The 17209-nt window shown below is 53.1% G+C and carries 19 protein-coding genes; 12 read left to right on the forward strand and 7 right to left on the reverse strand.

Translation table 11 applies throughout. The features are described 5' to 3' along the window. The first annotated feature begins 115 nt into the window (after positions 1–115). On the forward strand, positions 116–1399 hold the full coding sequence (locus tag ACMYSL_RS17105; protein WP_434659168.1) for a YeaH/YhbH family protein: 1284 nt from the start codon (positions 116–118) through the stop codon (positions 1397–1399). Between the two features lie 51 nt (positions 1400–1450). Here ACMYSL_RS17105 and ACMYSL_RS17110 read toward each other — a convergent pair whose 3' ends face one another. After that, positions 1451–2620 carry a glycosyltransferase family 9 protein gene (locus ACMYSL_RS17110; RefSeq protein ID WP_304260925.1) on the reverse strand — a complete coding sequence of 390 codons (1170 nt, stop codon included), beginning with the start codon at positions 2618–2620 and terminating at the stop codon, positions 1451–1453. Between the two features lie 344 nt (positions 2621–2964). Between ACMYSL_RS17110 and dgcJ the strand changes: the two genes are divergently transcribed. From dgcJ to ACMYSL_RS17135, 5 genes are all read left to right on the forward strand, one after another. Continuing rightward, entirely contained in the window at positions 2965–4461 is a 1497-nt protein-coding gene (gene dgcJ / locus ACMYSL_RS17115) for a diguanylate cyclase DgcJ (RefSeq protein WP_434659169.1), read from the forward strand. A gap of 33 nt (positions 4462–4494) precedes the next feature. Further along, positions 4495–4995 (forward strand): YbaK/prolyl-tRNA synthetase associated domain-containing protein, encoded by a 501-nt coding sequence (locus ACMYSL_RS17120; RefSeq protein ID WP_304258354.1) that lies wholly within the window; start codon positions 4495–4497, stop codon positions 4993–4995. A 201-nt stretch (positions 4996–5196) separates the two neighbouring features. After that, the gene (locus tag ACMYSL_RS17125; RefSeq protein ID WP_434659170.1) at positions 5197–6540 is read left to right on the forward strand and encodes a glycoside-pentoside-hexuronide (GPH):cation symporter; all 1344 of its coding nucleotides are present in this window, start codon (positions 5197–5199) and stop codon (positions 6538–6540) included. Between the two features lie 7 nt (positions 6541–6547). Continuing rightward, on the forward strand, positions 6548–8584 hold the full coding sequence (locus ACMYSL_RS17130) for a glycoside hydrolase family 31 protein (RefSeq protein WP_434659171.1): 2037 nt from the start codon (positions 6548–6550) through the stop codon (positions 8582–8584). A 116-nt stretch (positions 8585–8700) separates the two neighbouring features. Further along, positions 8701–9147 carry a DUF441 domain-containing protein gene (locus ACMYSL_RS17135; RefSeq protein WP_110273595.1) on the forward strand — a complete coding sequence of 149 codons (447 nt, stop codon included), beginning with the start codon at positions 8701–8703 and terminating at the stop codon, positions 9145–9147. Here ACMYSL_RS17135 and ACMYSL_RS17140 read toward each other — a convergent pair. Further along, positions 9131–9922 (reverse strand): AraC family transcriptional regulator, encoded by a 792-nt coding sequence (locus tag ACMYSL_RS17140; RefSeq protein ID WP_182238012.1) that lies wholly within the window; start codon positions 9920–9922, stop codon positions 9131–9133. The two genes, ACMYSL_RS17135 and ACMYSL_RS17140, sit on opposite strands and share 17 nt — an antisense overlap. Positions 9923–10023: 101 nt before the next feature. On the opposite strand from ACMYSL_RS17140, the gene ACMYSL_RS17145 reads away from it, so the two are divergent. Beyond that, positions 10024–11208, forward strand: a complete 1185-nt coding sequence (locus ACMYSL_RS17145; protein ID WP_434659173.1) for a CynX/NimT family MFS transporter — start codon at positions 10024–10026, stop codon at positions 11206–11208. Between the two features lie 40 nt (positions 11209–11248). On the opposite strand, the gene ACMYSL_RS17150 is transcribed toward ACMYSL_RS17145, so the two are convergent. After that, a complete protein-coding gene (locus ACMYSL_RS17150; RefSeq protein ID WP_434659174.1) occupies positions 11249–11944 on the reverse strand; it encodes a CTP synthase C-terminal region-related (seleno)protein in 696 nt (231 codons plus the stop codon). 162 nt (positions 11945–12106) lie between these two features. Here ACMYSL_RS17150 and ACMYSL_RS17155 point away from each other — a divergent pair, with 162 nt between their 5' ends. Further along, entirely contained in the window at positions 12107–12616 is a 510-nt protein-coding gene (locus tag ACMYSL_RS17155; protein WP_434659176.1) for a DUF523 domain-containing protein, read from the forward strand. Next, the gene (locus ACMYSL_RS17160; protein WP_182238003.1) at positions 12603–12950 is read left to right on the forward strand and encodes a DUF488 domain-containing protein; all 348 of its coding nucleotides are present in this window, start codon (positions 12603–12605) and stop codon (positions 12948–12950) included. The genes ACMYSL_RS17155 and ACMYSL_RS17160 overlap by 14 nt, the downstream gene beginning before the upstream one ends. Before the next feature lie 3 nt (positions 12951–12953). On the opposite strand, the gene ACMYSL_RS17165 is transcribed toward ACMYSL_RS17160, so the two are convergent. Beyond that, a complete protein-coding gene (locus ACMYSL_RS17165; protein WP_434659177.1) occupies positions 12954–13193 on the reverse strand; it encodes a putative hemolysin in 240 nt (79 codons plus the stop codon). A 300-nt stretch (positions 13194–13493) separates the two neighbouring features. Between ACMYSL_RS17165 and ACMYSL_RS17170 the strand changes: the two genes are divergently transcribed. From ACMYSL_RS17170 to ACMYSL_RS17180, 3 genes are read left to right on the forward strand one after another with little or no spacing between them, the layout of a single operon-like run. Beyond that, positions 13494–14507, forward strand: a complete 1014-nt coding sequence (locus ACMYSL_RS17170; RefSeq protein ID WP_434659178.1) for a diguanylate cyclase — start codon at positions 13494–13496, stop codon at positions 14505–14507. A gap of 60 nt (positions 14508–14567) precedes the next feature. Beyond that, positions 14568–14669 carry a YoaK family small membrane protein gene (locus ACMYSL_RS17175; protein WP_004101234.1) on the forward strand — a complete coding sequence of 34 codons (102 nt, stop codon included), beginning with the start codon at positions 14568–14570 and terminating at the stop codon, positions 14667–14669. Positions 14670–14689: 20 nt separating this feature from the next. Further along, on the forward strand, positions 14690–14743 hold the full coding sequence (locus ACMYSL_RS17180; protein WP_407657800.1) for a hypothetical protein: 54 nt from the start codon (positions 14690–14692) through the stop codon (positions 14741–14743). A gap of 55 nt (positions 14744–14798) precedes the next feature. Here the strand turns inward: ACMYSL_RS17180 and ACMYSL_RS17185 are convergent, their stop codons facing one another. From ACMYSL_RS17185 to lpxP, 3 genes are all read right to left on the reverse strand, one after another. After that, positions 14799–15062, reverse strand: a complete 264-nt coding sequence (locus ACMYSL_RS17185; protein ID WP_110273602.1) for a DUF2534 family protein — start codon at positions 15060–15062, stop codon at positions 14799–14801. A 127-nt stretch (positions 15063–15189) separates the two neighbouring features. Then, the gene (gene leuE, locus ACMYSL_RS17190) at positions 15190–15828 is read right to left on the reverse strand and encodes a leucine efflux protein LeuE (RefSeq protein WP_110273603.1); all 639 of its coding nucleotides are present in this window, start codon (positions 15826–15828) and stop codon (positions 15190–15192) included. A gap of 90 nt (positions 15829–15918) precedes the next feature. Then, the gene (lpxP, locus tag ACMYSL_RS17195) at positions 15919–16833 is read right to left on the reverse strand and encodes a kdo(2)-lipid IV(A) palmitoleoyltransferase (protein ID WP_434659179.1); all 915 of its coding nucleotides are present in this window, start codon (positions 16831–16833) and stop codon (positions 15919–15921) included. Positions 16834–17209 lie beyond the last annotated feature (376 nt).

Consider the following 17209-nt stretch of genomic DNA (forward strand, 5'->3'; position numbering starts at 1 on the left):
CAATAACTGCCGGGCTAATAAAACTGCGTATACCCAGTGACATTCTGCTGCGGGGCACACGCTCCCGCCGGAATGACCAAGGGCATCAGTTGGCAAATGCAGTACAGGAGGGCATATGACCTGGTTCATAGACCGACGCCTGAACGGGAAAAACAAAAGCGCAGTCAACAGGCAGCGCTTTCTGCGCCGTTATAAAGCGCAGATAAAACAGTCGATCTCCGAGGCCATCAATAAGCGCTCGGTGACTGATATTCAGAGCGGAGAGTCCGTCTCCATCCCAACGGACGATATTAACGAGCCGATGTTTCATCAGGGTCGCGGCGGGCTGCGCAATCGCGTGCACCCGGGTAACGATCACTTTGTACAAAACGACCGCATCGAACGCCCACAGGGCGGCGGTGGCGGTGGTGGCAGCGGTCAGGGACAAGCCAGCGCCGACGGCGAAGGACAAGATGAATTCGTCTTTCAGATTTCGAAAGATGAATATCTGGATCTGTTATTTGAAGATCTGGCCCTGCCAAACCTGAAAAAAAATCAGCAACGGCAGCTGACAGAGTTTAAGAGCCACCGTGCAGGTTATACCGCCAACGGGGTACCGGCTAATATCAGCGTCGTTCGCTCGCTGCAAAACTCGCTGGCGCGGCGTACTGCAATGACAGCGGGTAAGCGTCGGCAACTGCACGCGCTGGAAGAAGATCTGGATATCATCAGCAAAAGCGAACCGGCACAGCTGCTGGAAGAGGAACGCCTGCGTAAAGAGATTGCCGAGCTACGGGCGAAAATCGACCGCGTACCGTTTATCGACACTTTTGACCTACGCTACAAGAACTATGAAAAGCGACCAGAGCCTTCAAGCCAGGCGGTGATGTTCTGCCTGATGGACGTCTCCGGATCGATGGATCAGGCAACCAAGGATATGGCCAAGCGTTTTTACATCCTGCTGTATCTGTTTCTCAGCCGGACCTATAAAAACGTGGATGTCGTTTATATACGCCACCATACGCAAGCTAAAGAGGTCGATGAACACGAATTCTTTTATTCGCAGGAAACCGGCGGCACGATTGTCTCCAGCGCCCTGAAATTGATGGATGAAGTGGTCAAGGAGCGTTACGACCCGGGGCAGTGGAATATCTACGCCGCACAAGCATCGGATGGTGATAACTGGGCTGATGACTCGCCGTTATGTCACGAATTGCTGGCGAAGAAAATTCTACCGGTAGTGCGTTACTACAGCTATATCGAGATAACCCGACGCGCGCATCAGACGCTGTGGCGCGAATATGAGCACCTGCAGTCAACGTTCGAGAACTTTGCCATGCAACATATCCGCGACCCGGAGGATATCTATCCGGTGTTCCGCGAACTGTTCCACAAGCAGACGTCAAAAACCGACAGTTAGTCAATCCAAAACAGCCAGCGACGCGTTGTTGCTGGCTGTTTCCGCCCTCACTTAGCCAACTCGTTCACACTCCGGCGTCAGTGGCAGCAGGTCAGAATCAATCTCAGCCATAATCAGGCTGGCGAGGTTCTGCTTCTGATGCACCTTACCGCACTGGACAATGATCTGCCGCGCGTTGTCATAGCCCGGAGCCCAAAGCCGATTGTTCATGCGCACATCTTTATAGATGGCGATCAGCGGTTTTTTCCATGCCGCCGCCATATGCACAACGGAAGTATCCGGTGAGATAACCAAATCAGCTTGTGCAATCAGCGCCATAGTATGGTGCAGCGTTTTAAACGGATTCACCCTCACCTTTTCGGGCAAAGGAATACGGATCTCATTGCGATGATCGAGCAAGACAATGTTTATATCAGGATACTCTGAGCGTAATTTTTCAATGATTGACGCGAGTTGTTCCTGCGACAAACTGCGGTCCTGATGCCCGGCAAAAATATTAATCACCACCTTACGCCCATCCAAACCGGCCAGATACTCGCGAACTTGCTGATAGGTATCCTGCGGAATATGCAGGTCATAGGACTCCAGATGCTTTTTATCCAGCTTCAGGTGATCGGCAATAAGTGCAAATGTCTTGCTGACGTGCCAGTTTTCGCAGTCAAAATCAAAGGACTTGGTGTAGTGGTTAATCGACGCCCACTTATTAAACCCCAGCACTGACTTAGCTTTTATTTGCCGTAGCAGCAGCATTCTGTGTACAGGGATATCAAACAGCGAGGGGTCAATAATAATATCGTACTTATTATTCGCAAGCTCATCAATTACAGGTTGAGGAACATTGTGTTTGAATTTACGCAGGTAATCCGCGGAATCGACATTTTCAGCTTCATAGATGCGACGGATGTGCGGATTGTGCCGCATAACCTGACTGTTTGACTTTGTCAGCAGGAAATCAACGGTCATCCCCGACTCATGGAGGCATTTAACCAGCGCCGAATCCACAACCACATCGCCTATCGCCCCTTCATTACGCATCATCAGAACCGTTTTAGCCGATGACAAGTCGACATCATGGCGTTTGCGATTATCCCAAAATGCTTTGGCGATATGAACCCGCAAGACATTGCGTACTTTCTTAACAAAGTAATTACGGCGCCTGTTCAGCTCTCTTATTTTTTTGAACTTCCTGGGGGATACCTGCACCGCTGTGTTTTCCATCATCATAACCTCGTAACCACTATCAACAGTACTTCTCCTGATCTTGCTAAGGACTAATAAAAATAAGAAAAGTTCGCTTGATAAATAAAATTCTTATGTTTATGGCGCAGGACGAATAGTAATACTTTTTGTCATTCCAGCATAACTGATTGAAGATAAAATGAGTAAATTGTGGAATTAGCCTGGATATCATCGGGCAACCCAGTTTTCATAGCTGCCTTATACTTAAGAAGCTACTTATCCCCCATCCCCGGTCAATATTTGCTCACCGGAGGTAAGCCGTTTGAATGACATACCCAGTCTGGGCATGGTAAAATCAGCGCAATAACTTTGGCGGAACTATCATCATGAAATTAAAGAATAAATTACTCCGCCATTTTATTTCTGCGGGCGTGGTTGTCCTGACCTCTTCATTTCTGGTGTATGAATTAGTCGCCAGCCATCGGGATATGTCAGAATATATGCGATATATCGTCGAAAAAGGCGAAGCCACATTTTTGTACGATAAATATCAAAATCAGCTTATTATCTCCCAGCTCTCACGCAAACTGGATACATCCCCCTCTGCGGAAATGGCAAAACAAGCTTGCGACGGCGTACAAACCAACGGAGAAGTCAGTGGGTTAAATATTGCCGGACGCTCGTTTCCTCTGCTTCACGGTACGCTCAGCACCACTCAATCTTCATGTCAGCCGTGGGTTAATGACCTCCCTGCACTACAGGCATTTGACGCAGCGATTATCCAGAACAAGGCCATCTCAGCGCAGAGAACGGGCATTGCCAAATCAGACCAACGCTTTCGTTATTACATTGATTTAAAAAATAAATATGCATATTTTCATTCGCCACTTGAGATAAACAGCAGCCCGGTAGATAACTGGAATTTTCTCCATGACAGTAAGCTAGGCATAACCCAAACCAGTTTTAACAATTTACTGCGTGGACGCACGCTGATTTCCAGCATCTACGCTGACGCTTTGACCGGGCAGAATATTTTATCTTTTTTAACGCCGGTCTATCATCAGGAGCAACTTAAAGGGGTCGTCATGGTTGATGTTACCCGTAAAGATCTCGGGAAACTCCTCTATACCGCCGACCGTCCCTTAGTCTGGCGCTATCTGGACGTCACCTTAACGGACTCGGATTCAACAACCGAAATTATCGTTCACCGCAGCCAAACGCATATTTTCGGCTATGCACACTACAACAATCAGGTTGCAGAGAATATGCAGATCGCGCTGTCGCTGGACGTGATGTATTTCCTGCTTAGCTCCTGGAAGCTGTTCCTGTTTTACCTGATATCTACTGGCGTACTGCTGCACCTTGTACGGATGCACTTCCGTTTGTATACCGATGTTTTCAAAGAAAACATCAGCGATTCATTAACCGGTCTTTTCAACCGTAAAATCCTCTCCCCGATCCTTGAGTCCCGCCTGCAAAAGCTAACGGAACAGGGCGTGAACATCGTGTTTATGGCGCTCGACTGCGACCGACTGAAATACATTAATGATACCTGGGGGCATAACGAAGGCGACCGGGCTATTGTTATGCTCGCACAGGCCATATCGTCGTCCATACGTAAAAGCGATTACGGTATTCGCCTGGGCGGAGACGAGTTCTTTCTGATTCTGATCGATTACGCCAATGAAGATGCTCAGGATATTCCCGAGCGCATCCGCCAACACCTGACGGCGGTTGATATCAATAAACGCGTTAATTTCTCGTGGGGAGCCAGCAGCATGGCGCCGGGAGATAATCTGGTGGACGTGATGAACATCGCCGATGCCCGGCTGTACGAAAATAAAAAACAGAAAAAACATCCACTTCCGGCACGAGAAGGTTAAGCTGGATACTTTAACCCGCAAGGACAGACTGACATGAATGCGCCTGTAATACAGAGCACCCACCAGCGGTTGCTCGAATTGCTTAACCGATCCGATGCTCGTTTCCGGGTTGTTGAGCATGAAGCCGTCGGGAAATGTGAAGCGGTATCCGAGATCCGCGGTACGGCCTTGGGTCAGGGTGCAAAAGCGCTGGTATGTAAAGTCAAAGGTCATGGGGTGAATCAACACGTACTGGCGATTCTTGCCGCCGATCAACAGGCCGATTTAGCCCGCCTGGCCGAACATATCGGCGGCAGCAAAGCCTCACTGGCCAGCCCCGCAGAGGTCGATACTCTCACCGCCTGCGTGTTTGGCGCGATTCCACCTTTCAGTTTCCACCCATCGCTGCGTCTGGTCGCCGACCCGCTGCTATTTGAGCGTTTCCCGGAAATCGCCTTCAACGCCGGGCAGCTCGACAAATCGATTATCCTCAACACCGCTGACTATCTACGTATTGCCCAACCCGAGCTGGTGGTCTTTCGCCGCGAGGTCTGACCCCTCCCTGCCTCTATTGCAACGTTATCTGAGTCATTTCCGATAGTGTTGCATTTTATTTTGCATTCTTTGTTACCGGTATCACGAAAAGCATTTTACGTAATTCTGATACCAAATCCCGCAATTGTTAACCCTCCAGCTTCAACCACACTATAGCTCGTGATTACTGAAACCTTACCTTAACTAAGTCTGGTGACATCAATGACGACTAAAGTTACCCGTAAAGAAAAGATCAGTTATGGCCTTGGGGATATGGCCAGCCATATCGGCCTGGATAACGTGATTATTTTTCTGACGTTTTACTATACCGATGTGGTGGGCCTCCCGGCAGCCTTTGTCGGCACGATGTTTCTGCTCGCCCGAACCGCCGATGCCATCATTGACCCGGCAATGGGCTATATGGCTGACCGCACTCGCTCGCGCTGGGGGAAATTCCGCCCGTGGATGCTGTGGTTAGCCCTGCCATTTGGCCTGAGCTGCCTGCTGACTTACGCCGTACCGCAATCTCTGGATATGACCGGCAAAATGATTTTCGCCAGCGTCAGCTACACCTTCATGATGCTGATGTATACCGCCATCAATATTCCCTACTGCTCGATGGGGGCGGTGATCACCCCCGATAATGACGAACGTATCTCCCTGCAATCCTGGCGCTTCTTCCTTGCCACGCTCGGCGGCGCGATGTCGACGTTTTTCATGATGCCGCTGGCGGAGTACCTCGGCGGCGCGGATAAACTGGCGGGCTATCGTTGGGCGATGGCGATTATGGCCAGCGCAGCAGTGATTATGTTCTGGATCTGCTTTGCCAACACCCGTGAACGTATTAAAGCGCCAGCCACTCACAACAACTATCTTGCTGAACTGCGCGACCTCCTGCGCAACGATCAGTGGCGGGTCGTCGCGGTGCTGGTGATGACCAACATTGGCTTTGGTGTAATCCGTCTCGGGGCGATGATGTACTTCGTCACCTACTACCTCAGCAGCGCCAGCTACTTTATGTGGATGCTAGGCGCGCATATTCTTGGCAAGGCCGCAGGTAGCTTGCTGGCCAAACGACTGACCCGTAATTTCAACAAAGTTCAAATGTTCGGCTACTGCGCTGTGCTGGCGGGGGTGCTGAGCATCGCTCTATTCTTCGCGCCGAAATCCGTTTTCGTGCTGGTCCCGCTGACGTTCATTATCTCCACGCTTTATCAGGCCACCACCACGCTGATGTGGGTAATGATGGCCGATGTCGCCGACTACGGCGAATGGCGACAGGGTAAACGTATGGATGGCGTCATATTCTCCACCTTCCTCGCGGTTCTCAAGCTGGGAATGGCCCTCAGCGGCGCTATCGTCGGCTGGACTCTGGGCTTTAGCGGCTACGTCGCCAACGCGCCGGAACAAACATCACTTGCAATGAGCTGCATCGTCGCCCTGTTTACCGTTGTTCCCGGCCTACTCTCGCTGGCGGCCTTCGCCACGCTGCGCTGGTACAAGCTTGATGACCAGACCATGCAGGAAATCAATTTGGCTAAAACGCAACCTCTTGTGAAAGGATGATCTCACCATGAGCGAATTAATACAGCATGCTAACGCCATCGAATGGCGCTTCGAACGGCAGATTTTACGCCTTGAGCCCTGGGGCGAAAACAGCCTGCGGGTACGCGCCACCTGCGCGCCGGAGTTTAATTCGGAGCTTCAGGCGCTACTGACACCAGAATCATGCCAGGCCGAAATCTCCCGGGATGCGGAAACGCTGACCCTGCGTAACGGCAATATCAGCGCGGTGTTGAACCTCAAGGGCCAGCTAGCATTTTACAATCAGCACGGCGAGCTGCTACTCGAAGAGATGTGGCGGCAACGTTCCACCGTCGGTATCGGCGCCAGCGAAAAGAGCCAGGACAAATACGTCAGCGCCCTGAAACTGGACGGCCGCGAATTTAAACCACTTCCTGGGGGCAAATATCAGCTAACGGTTCGTTTTGAAGCCCGCCATGAAGAGAGACTGTACGGCATGGGCCAGTACCAGCAGCCGTGGCTGGATCTGAAGGGTTGTTCTCTTGAGCTGGCGCAACGTAACTCACAGGCCAGCGTGCCGTTTGTGCAATCCAGCCTCGGCTACGGCCTGCTGTGGAATAATCCAGCGATTGGCGAAGCCAGCTTTGCCAAAAACCACAGCCAGTGGACTGCCCGCGTCACCCAGGAGATGGACTACTGGATAACCGCCGGTGACAGCGTAATGGAGATAACCCGCCAGTACGCTAAAGCCACCGGTACGCCCCCCGCCGCACCAGAATTCATTAGCGGCCTGTGGCAGTGTAAATTGCGCTATCGTACCCAGCAGGAGGTGCTGGAGGTGGCTCGCGAATACCGCCGCCGTAGCCTGCCGCTCTCGGTGATGGTTATCGATTTCTTCCACTGGCCGAATCAGGGTACCTGGTGTTTCGACCCTACCGACTGGCCGGATCCGAAGGCGATGGTAGAAGAGCTCGAATCAATGGGCATCAAGCTGATGGTTTCAGTCTGGCCGACCGTTGAAGCCCGCAGCCCGCTGTTCCCACAGATGAAGGCTAAAGGGTGGCTGGTGACCAGCGATCGCGGCGTACAGGTCAACCTGGATTTTATGGGCAATACCACCTTCTTTGACGCCACCCATCCTCAGGCACGGCAGTTTGTCTGGGATACGGTAAAGAAAAACTATTTTGACTACGGGATCAAGCTGTTCTGGCTGGATGAAGCCGAGCCGGAGTATCGCGCCTATGACTTCGATAACTATCGCTATCACGCCGGACCGGTGCTGGAAGTGGGCAACCGCTACCCGCGCGATTTCGCCCAGGGCTTCTACGATGGCCTGCGCGCGCAAGGTGAAGAAGAGATTGTCAATCTGGTGCGCTGCAGTTGGGCAGGCAGCCAGCGCTACGGCGTGCTGGCGTGGTCCGGCGACGTTCACTCCTCCTTCCATTCGTTTCGCAATCAGTTGGCTGCCGGGCTCAACATGGGGCTGGCGGGCATTCCATGGTGGACGACCGATATCGGTGGTTTCCAAGGCGGCAATATCCACGATCCGGCATTTCACGAACTATTGATCCGCTGGTTCCAGTGGGCCGTATTCTGCCCGGTTCTGCGCATGCACGGCTATCGCGAGCCGCGGATCCAACCACCGGAAAGCTATCGCCACGGTATTCCTCAATGCGACAGCGGTTCGCCAAATGAGCTGTGGAGCTACGGCGAGGGTAATTTCGCCATCATGCAACGCTGGCTGGGCGTCCGTGAGGCGTTACGTCCCTATATTGATGAGCTGTACGCCAATGCACATCGCCACGGCGACCCGCTCATGCGCCCGCTCTTCTGGCACTATCCCGACGATGCGCAAAGCTGGCAGGTCGAAGACCAATACCTGTTTGGCCAGGATTTGCTGGTCGCTCCGGTCATGCACGCAGGCCAGCGTCAGCGCGAGGTCTGGCTGCCGGGTGAACATCAATGGGTCGATTTACAGGGCGAGCGCTATCAGGGAGGGCAGCGTATTTCAGTTCCCGCCGGGCTGGAGACTATTCCGTTGTTTATTCGCGAAGGCAGCCCGCTGGTTTCGCTGCTGGTGAAATAAATCAGGCAGATGCCTGAAATAGCGAGCATGCGCTAAAAAAAGCCTGTCTACTCACGCAATTATGCGTAGAGTAAACGGGCTTCTCTTTTTTTGTATTTTGGCAAGGACCTCTGCACATGCTCGACACCACCCTGTTAATTCTGCTGGGCCTGGCGGCGCTCGGCTTTATTAGCCATAACACGACCGTTGCAATTTCAATACTGGTTTTAATTATCGTCCGCGTCACCCCGCTTAATACTTTCTTCCCGTGGATTGAAAAGCAGGGGCTGACCATCGGGATTATCATCCTGACTATCGGCGTGATGGCGCCTATCGCCAGCGGTACTCTTCCGCCCTCAACGTTGCTCCATTCGTTCGTTAACTGGAAATCACTGCTGGCGATTGCCGTCGGCGTCGGCGTCTCATGGCTCGGCGGGCGCGGCGTGGCGTTGATGGGCTCGCAGCCGCAGCTGGTGGCCGGGCTGCTGGTCGGCACCGTACTCGGCGTTGCTCTCTTCCGCGGGGTACCGGTAGGTCCGCTTATCGCCGCCGGGATCATTTCGCTGTTTATAGGGAAGTCGTAGTCAGGCTGGCGAGATAACGTCCCGGCGTTTGGCCCAGCCCTTTTTTAAACATGGTGATAAAGGCGGTGGTGGAGTCATAACCCAGACTCTGCGCTGTCTGCTGCACGCTTTGCCCGCGGATCAGCATTTGCAAAGCGAGGATCAGCTGCAGCTGATGCCGCCAGCGGCGAAAGCTCAGGCCCGTTTCGCGCACTACCAGCCGCGCCAGATTACGCTCGCTCATGGCGAACTCCGCCGCCCACTGCGCCAGCGTTTGCCAACGAGCGGGATCATCGGCCATGACCTCCGCCATCTGGCGAATTTTCGGATGTCCGGATACCGGCAGTTGCAGATGCTCCTGCGGCTGCTGGGGTAGCTCGTCAAACAGCACCTGCACCAGGCGGTGCATCGCCGCTGATTCCAATTCTGCCCTGCCGCGCTGGGCCATGGTCAAAATAAGCTCGCGCACCAGCGATGAAATCTTTAACGTACAGCAGAAATTCGGCATCGGGGCCGCACCGGGTTCAATAAACAAAAAGCAGATCTGCGCTCCCGGCGTCGCACGGTTGCTATGGGGTATCTGCCCAGGGACCCACACCGCATACTGCGGCGGCACCATCAACATGGCATTTTCCACTTCGCAGGTTAGTGCTCCGTGCAGCGCCAGGATCAACTGACCTTTGCGGTGCTGATGACGCGGAATATGCTGCTCGTCCGCGACAACCTGAATACGAAATGCCAGCGCTGCTTCATGGCCGCTGTCCGGGTCATAGCCATCCAGGCCGAGTCCGATCATAAGATTGTCCGATATTAGCGATATTCTGTCATTTTAGCTTGATTTAAACGGGTCGCAAACAGGCTATTGTTAACGCCTCGTTTTTCTTGTCTGAGATAGCCATGAATTCTGTTTCATCTTCTACCGGCCGCCGTAATCTTTTATTGATTGCCGGTATCTTGCTGATTGCGACCACCTTACGCGTTGCATTTACCGGCGCCGCACCGCTGCTGGACGCAATTCGCAGCGAATATGGCCTCACCACCGCGCAAACCGGCCTGTTGACGACCCTGCCGCTGCTGGCCTTCGGCCTGGTCTCACCGCTGGCTGCGGGCATCGCACGCCGATTCGGCATTGAACGCAGCCTGCTGCTGGCGATGATCCTGATTTGCCTGGGTATCGGTCTGCGCTCGCTACCTTCCGTGGCATTATTGTTTATTGGCACCACGATTATCGGCTGCGGTATTGCGCTGGGGAACGTCCTGCTGCCCGGATTAATCAAACGCGATTTCTCGCAGCATGTTGCCAAAATGACCGGTGCCTACTCCCTGACGATGGGCGGTGCCGCTGCGCTGGGGTCGGCGATGGTGGTCCCGTTGGCGCTTGCCGGACTCGGCTGGCGCGGGGCGCTGCTGATGCTGATGGTTTTCCCGCTGCTGGCGCTGTTTGTCTGGCTACCGCAGTCGCGTCAGCAGGCCTCTGCGCCGCTAACGAATTCGGGCGCGGTCCACAACCGCGGGATCTGGCGCTCGGCGCTGGCCTGGCAGGTCACGCTATTTCTCGGCATTAACTCGCTGGTCTATTACGTCATCATCGGCTGGCTGCCCGCTATTTTGCAAAGCATTGGCTACAGCGAGGCGCAGGCGGGATCTCTGCACGGACTGCTTCAGTTAGCAACCGCTGCACCAGGGCTGGCGATTCCGTTGATTCTCCATCGGCTGAAAGATCAGCGCGGTATTGCGGTTCTGGTCGCCCTGATGTGCGCCGTTAGCGCACTCGGATTATGGTTTTTGCCCGCTCAGGCGGTGATATGGACGCTGATATTCGGCTTTGGATCCGGCGCAACCATGATTCTGGGGCTGACCTTTATTGGCCTGCGCGCTAATTCGGCACATCAGGCCGCCGCGCTATCGGGAATGGCGCAGGCCGTTGGCTATCTGCTGGCCGCATGCGGGCCGCCGGTGATGGGGAAAATTCATGATGCCAACGGCGACTGGCATATTCCGCTGATCGCCGTGGCGCTGATTTCAATCGCAATGGCGGTATTTGGTGCGCTGGCCGGTCGCGATCGGGAGATCAACAGCTAGCAACACCAGCGCCCGGCAATTTTCGCTGCCGGGCGTTTACTTATTGGCTTGCCGCGTGCAAAAACGCGTGCACCAGCGGCGATGGGCGCCCTTCCAGCGCATTGCGCTCGTGCTGGAATAGCGTGGCGACAAAGAACGGATGCGTTATCAGCTCCACCGCCCGAATCTCGCCATCATCATCCCAGCCGGTCACCCGCAGATCGCCCTGCTCCAGCTCGCGAGCAAAGTCTTCTGCAATCCCATAGTTGCAGTGGTAACCCTCTTCAATGTTGTCACGCCCATAGGCGCGAGCGATCAGGGTATTGGCACGCAGTTCAATGCCATCTGTCTTTTCCACCAGCGAGCAGCTCAGCGGTGCAATCACCATCCTGCCTTCAGTATCGGTTTCGGCATGCGCAGCATCCTGCCAGCCCATCACATTACGCGCGTATTCAACGATCGCGTGCTGGAAACCGCCGCAGGTACCGAGGAACGGAATGCTGTTTTCACGCGCGTGGCGAATGGCGATAAACGCGCCTTCGGCGTTTTTATAAGGACTGGCGGGAACGACCCAGATAGCATCGTAGTCGGCCAGATCGTCGGCGGAGCTTATCTCGCTGGTTGCCAGCCAGTCGTAGCGCAACGCAAGCTCCATTACGGCAGCGGCATCATCAATCGCCAGCGGAATCGCTTTATGGGCAATTACATCAGGGTTGTAGTCACCAACCAGGGCAATACGCAAGGGGGAGGAGTTCATAGCAGGATCCTTATGTCAGAGCGATTATCAGGCAACACAAGGAGCCTCAGGTTAGCGATCCCGGCGGCGGAACACAATCCTTATTTTTTACACGCCAGGTCCCGCGCAATTTTGCCTGACAGGCGGTATGGTATAAAGCAAAGGAATGGCTACGGATACGAGATGAAGAGCAAAATTCTGGTCAGCGCCTGTCTGATGGGCTTTCAGGTTCGCTATAACGGCAGCAACAAGGCGCAGCTGGCCGACGCGCTATCGCGCTGGCAGCAAGAGGGACGGCTGGTCATCCACTGCCCGGAGCTGGCAGCCGGTTTGCCGGTCCCCCGACTCCCGGCAGAAATCCTCAATGCTCAGGGCGCTGATGTAATGCAAAACCGCGCGCAAATCGTTGAAAGTGATGGTCAGGATGTTACTGCGCACTATCAACTGGCCGCCTGGCTGGCGCTGAAAGCAGCGCAAGAAGAAGGCTGTGCCGCCGCATTGTTGACCGATGGTAGCCCAACCTGCGGTAGCCAGTTTATCTATGATGGTACCTTTAACGGGCAGCGCAAACCTGGCTCTGGCGTTGCTGCCGCGCTGCTTCGCGAACACGGCATTACGGTATTTTCCGACGGGCAGATCCCGCAACTGCTCAACTGGATGGAACAAAGGGAGAGTGACGATGATTCAATGTAAACGCGTTTATGACCCACAAGAAGAGAGCGATGGCTATCGCGTGCTGGTTGATCGTCTGTGGCCGCGTGGCATTAAAAAAGAGGCGCTGAACTACGATGAGTGGTGTAAAACGCTGACCCCGTCGGCTGATTTACGCAAGGCTTTCCACAGCGAAACTATCGATTTTGCTCACTTCAGTCAGCTCTATCGTCAGGAACTGGATGCCCACCGCGATGAAGGCGCGCGCCTCGCCGCCCTGGGCCGTCAGCAGCAGCTAACGCTACTCTATGGGGCGAAAAACACCCGACAAAATCATGCTCAGGTGCTTGCCGCCTGGCTGGAAGCGCTGGAATAAGCGCTACGACTTAGCCGGATGATCGCGACGCCAGAGGTCCCATTCGTCAATCGTTTCGCCACCCGGCAGCTTACAGTCCGTGCGCACGCCCTGCGGGCTTTGTACAGGCACCTGAGTGCCTCCCAGCTGTTCGCAGTAAACCGACGCTGGGTTAGCCATGCCCACCGGATGCGTGGGCTGAGTCTGTTGAGACTGAGCGCATCCGGCGAGCGCCAGAGGCAGCATGATTGTCATCCACTTCATTTCTACTCCTTAATTGATCAAATCGGTCTTTCGCCCTGAATCTCCACGGTTTCTCCATTTTAACTACACTTTTACCTCGTAGAGTAGCCCCTGTTCTCGAACTGACCAGAGAACAGATCATTCCATAATCAATGAGTTTTTCCCCGTCGCCCCCGACGGGGCTTTTTTTCCTGGTGCCGATACAGGTATTCTCCCAACAGATGTGTTAAATTTTATGTATCTCTGTTTACTCTGCGCTGATGGTCGTTTTTAGCATAATTTGCTGGTAGTCACGATTAGCGTTCGGGAGCCGTATCATTCATGTCCGACTTTATTCTTGCCCGCGTCTCACAAACTCTCGCCAATGAACACTCTCTGGAAGCATTGGTGCGGCAGTTACTTGAGATGCTGGAGCTTGTCACTCGAATGGAATCCACCTACCTGACGCGTATCGACTTTGAAGCGCAGCGACAGCTGATTATGTATGCGCACAACAGCAGCGAAATGCAGATCCCCGAAGGTTTTTCCGTCCCATGGAACGACTCGCTGTGCAAGCGTGCGCTGGACGATCGCTGCCTGTTCAGCAACGACGTGGCCGAGCGCTGGCGTTCGTGCATTGCGGCGCAGGACTTGGGCATCGCCACCTTCTTCAGCATTCCGGTGCGTCTGACCGATGGCTCGCTTTTCGGTACGCTGTGTGCAACCAGCCGCGAAAGACAGCCCTATAACCTTGAGGGTGAGCAGGTCATGAACCTGTTTGCCAAACTCATCTCCCATTACGTTGAGAAAGAGACGCTGGTGCAACAGTTGCGTACGGCTAACGTCGCGCTTGAAATGCACTCTTATACCGATGAATTGACCGGTTTGCCCAACCGTCGTTCGCTGTTTAAGCACCTTTCCGCTCAATTCCCGCGCGCATGTGAGCAGCAGCGCAATGTGCTGATGATTTTTATCGACCTTGATGATTTTAAAGCGATAAACGATCGATTCGGTCACCCGTGTGGCGACAGTTTTCTCATTCAGATTGGCGAGCGTCTCAATGCCCGTGTACGTAGCGGCGATATTGTCGGTCGCCTTGGTGGAGATGAATTTTTAATTGTCGGCCCGGGCCTTAAATTAGCAGAACAGCTAGAGTATATCGCCGCGTTACGCCATGAGCTAACGGGGACCTATTTTCTTGCCGGAAACCGTATTCACTACCCCGGCGCCAGTTTTGGCGTTATTGACGTCAACCCTCAGAATATGGGCGTTGAACAGGCGCTACGTGCCGCCGACGATGCGATGTATCAGGATAAGAAGTCACGCCGCCAGGGGACTTTCTTTCATATAGACTAATACAACGCGTCAATATCCCGTATGATGTCAGGCATATTTCGCACCTACAGGGATAAAACAATGAGACTGGGCATTCTATTTCCGGTGGCTATATTTATCGTCGCCGTTGTTTTTCTGGGCTGGTTTTTTGTCGGCGGTTATGCGGCACCGGGCGGGGCATAATGAAAAAAAGCACTATTATTATGCTTATCATTGCCATTGTGGCTGTAGCGGGTACGCAGTTCGGGTGGTGGTAAGGCGGGTGGCAGAACGCTGAATAAGGCGAACTTCGGTTCGCCTTATTGCATTACGCTAGTCCTGACGATCGGAACCTAAAAACAGGAAACCCAGCGGAATAGAGAACAGCAGCGTGAACACAATGCTATAAACCGTGACCATCGCCCCTTGCAGGAAGAACATTGACGTCGTCCACTCTGAGTACGGCATATTATACTCGCTCACCACGCCCCCAAAGGTCGCACGGCCAACCACGAAAAGCGCGATGGCAAACACTGCCCCTATCGACAGGAAAAACTTCTTGCTGTTTTTGTTGCTGGTGAGTTTCTGCAGAATCATCCGGGTTCCCTTTTTTCTGAGCGATAATCGGCTGTATATGTAACACCAATGCAATAAAAATTGAAGGGATTTTGTTACGAAACAGTGATAGTCGCTATCGGGCCGGTCGCACGTACCGGCCTGATGACTATGACTGCAGGGTTGCCAGACGGGCGGCGAAACCGACAAAGACTAAGCCAATAAGGCTGTTGCCGATTTTCGCCAGTTTCTTTTTCGTTTTGACATAGCGCGTCACAAAAGAGCCGGAGACGATCAGGAAGCTCATGTAGCAGAAGCTAATGATTTCCAGAGTCAGCGCCAGAATAAAGAACGCGAGGCCTGGGGTTTTGGCATTAACGTCGATAAACTGCACGAAAAAAGAGACATAAAACAGAATGGCTTTCGGATTCGTCAGGCTGAGAGTCAGCGAACGCTTAAGAATCGCGCTCCCTGGTTCGGAATCAGACGCAGAATGACCATCGCGCTGGGTTAACACCGCGTAGAGCATCTTACCGCCCATCCACAGTAGATAAATCGCCCCCAGGTAACGGACAATATTGAACAGTACCGGCGTGGTTTTGATAAGCGTCGCGACACCCGCAAAAGCGAGAAACATCAGCACCGCATCGCCGATAAACACGCCAGCCGCCGCCAGATAGCCTTTTTTAACGCCGTGAGCAACGCCAGTCTTGAGGACAAAAAAGGTATTTGGGCCGGGCACCAGGATAATAAAGATAGCCCCAACCAGATAGGTCAGGTAATTCAAAACACCAAACTCAGCGAACACAACGCACTCCTTCGCTTACAACAAAAAATATGATCCCGCGCACGTTAACGCAACGGAGACCATTTTGAAAGCGCTGTGAGTGCGGATGTCTTAATACAGCGAAGTTTCGCCCTGCGGACGGGTTTTAAAGCGGCGGTGAACCCACAAATATTGCTCCGGCGCACGCAGGATCTCTCTCTCAATGACTTTATTGATATAGCTGGCCGCATCCTGCTTATCTTCGCCTGGATAATCGCTCATCACATCACTGATATAGAGGCGGTAACCTTTGCGGTCTGGCTTGCGTACCATGCTGATAGTCAGCATTTTCGCACCAGACAGGCGAGATAGCACGTAGGTACCGTTGGTCGTTGCTGCGTGTTCCACAGAGAAGAACGGAGCAAACACGCTTCCCTTGGGGCCGTAATCCTGATCCGGGGCGAACCAAACGGCCTCGCCAGATTTCAATGCATGGACCAGACCAGACAAATTGCGGCGGTCAATCATCGCTTTGTTGGAACGTAAACGGCCGCGAGTCTGCACCCACTCCATCAGCGGGCTGTTGTGTGGGCGATAAGTTGCCATCATCGGGCGACACAGCCCCATAGTGCGACCACCTAATTCAAGTGACATAAAGTGCACGCCGACAGCCATCACCCCTTTTCCCGCACTCATCGCGTTGTTGAGGTTATCCAGGCCTTCAACGTCAAACCATTTTCTCACTCGCTCATCGCTCCAGAACCATGCCATACCGGTCTCGATAAGACCCATCCCTAGCGACATGAAGTTCTGTTCAATAAGCTTGTCTCGCTCCGCTGGCGACATATCCGGAAAACAGAGTTCGAGGTTACGTCGGGCGATACGTTCACGGCGTTTTAGAAAACGTCGCGATGCCCGGCCAGCGCTGGTACCGATGGTATGTAAAACGGGATAGGGTAATTGAACGATGAGCCAGAGTATGGCAAGGCCAAACCAGGTCCCCCAATTACGGGGATGGAGGAGACTTTTATTAAAAGCGCAAGACATGGTTTTTCCTGTAAACATTCAAACATGAGGTAACGCTTAAGGAAAAAACGAGTCCCTTCATCGAGTCATTAGGCGATACGTATAGCATTACTGACAATAATAATACTGGTAAATTCACTCCGGCAAGTAAAAAACCACGCCAGCATAAAAAAACACAATACAAGCACACCTGTAACAAAATGTAAAATAAAAATGAACAAATCATTACGAATATCTATAAAAAGAATGTTTTCCAGGCTAATCATTCATCAGAGCACCATTGAACTTCGATGCCATGCATGCAGAAAATCATGGGCTGCCTCAGAAGCCATGCGGTGTAGAAGGGAACCACTGGAGGTTAAGTTCGGCCCCTTCCCTGGACCTTATAAGCAATAAA

Source organism: Klebsiella sp. MISC125, from assembly GCF_051131775.1.
Lineage (GTDB): Bacteria > Pseudomonadota > Gammaproteobacteria > Enterobacterales > Enterobacteriaceae > Klebsiella.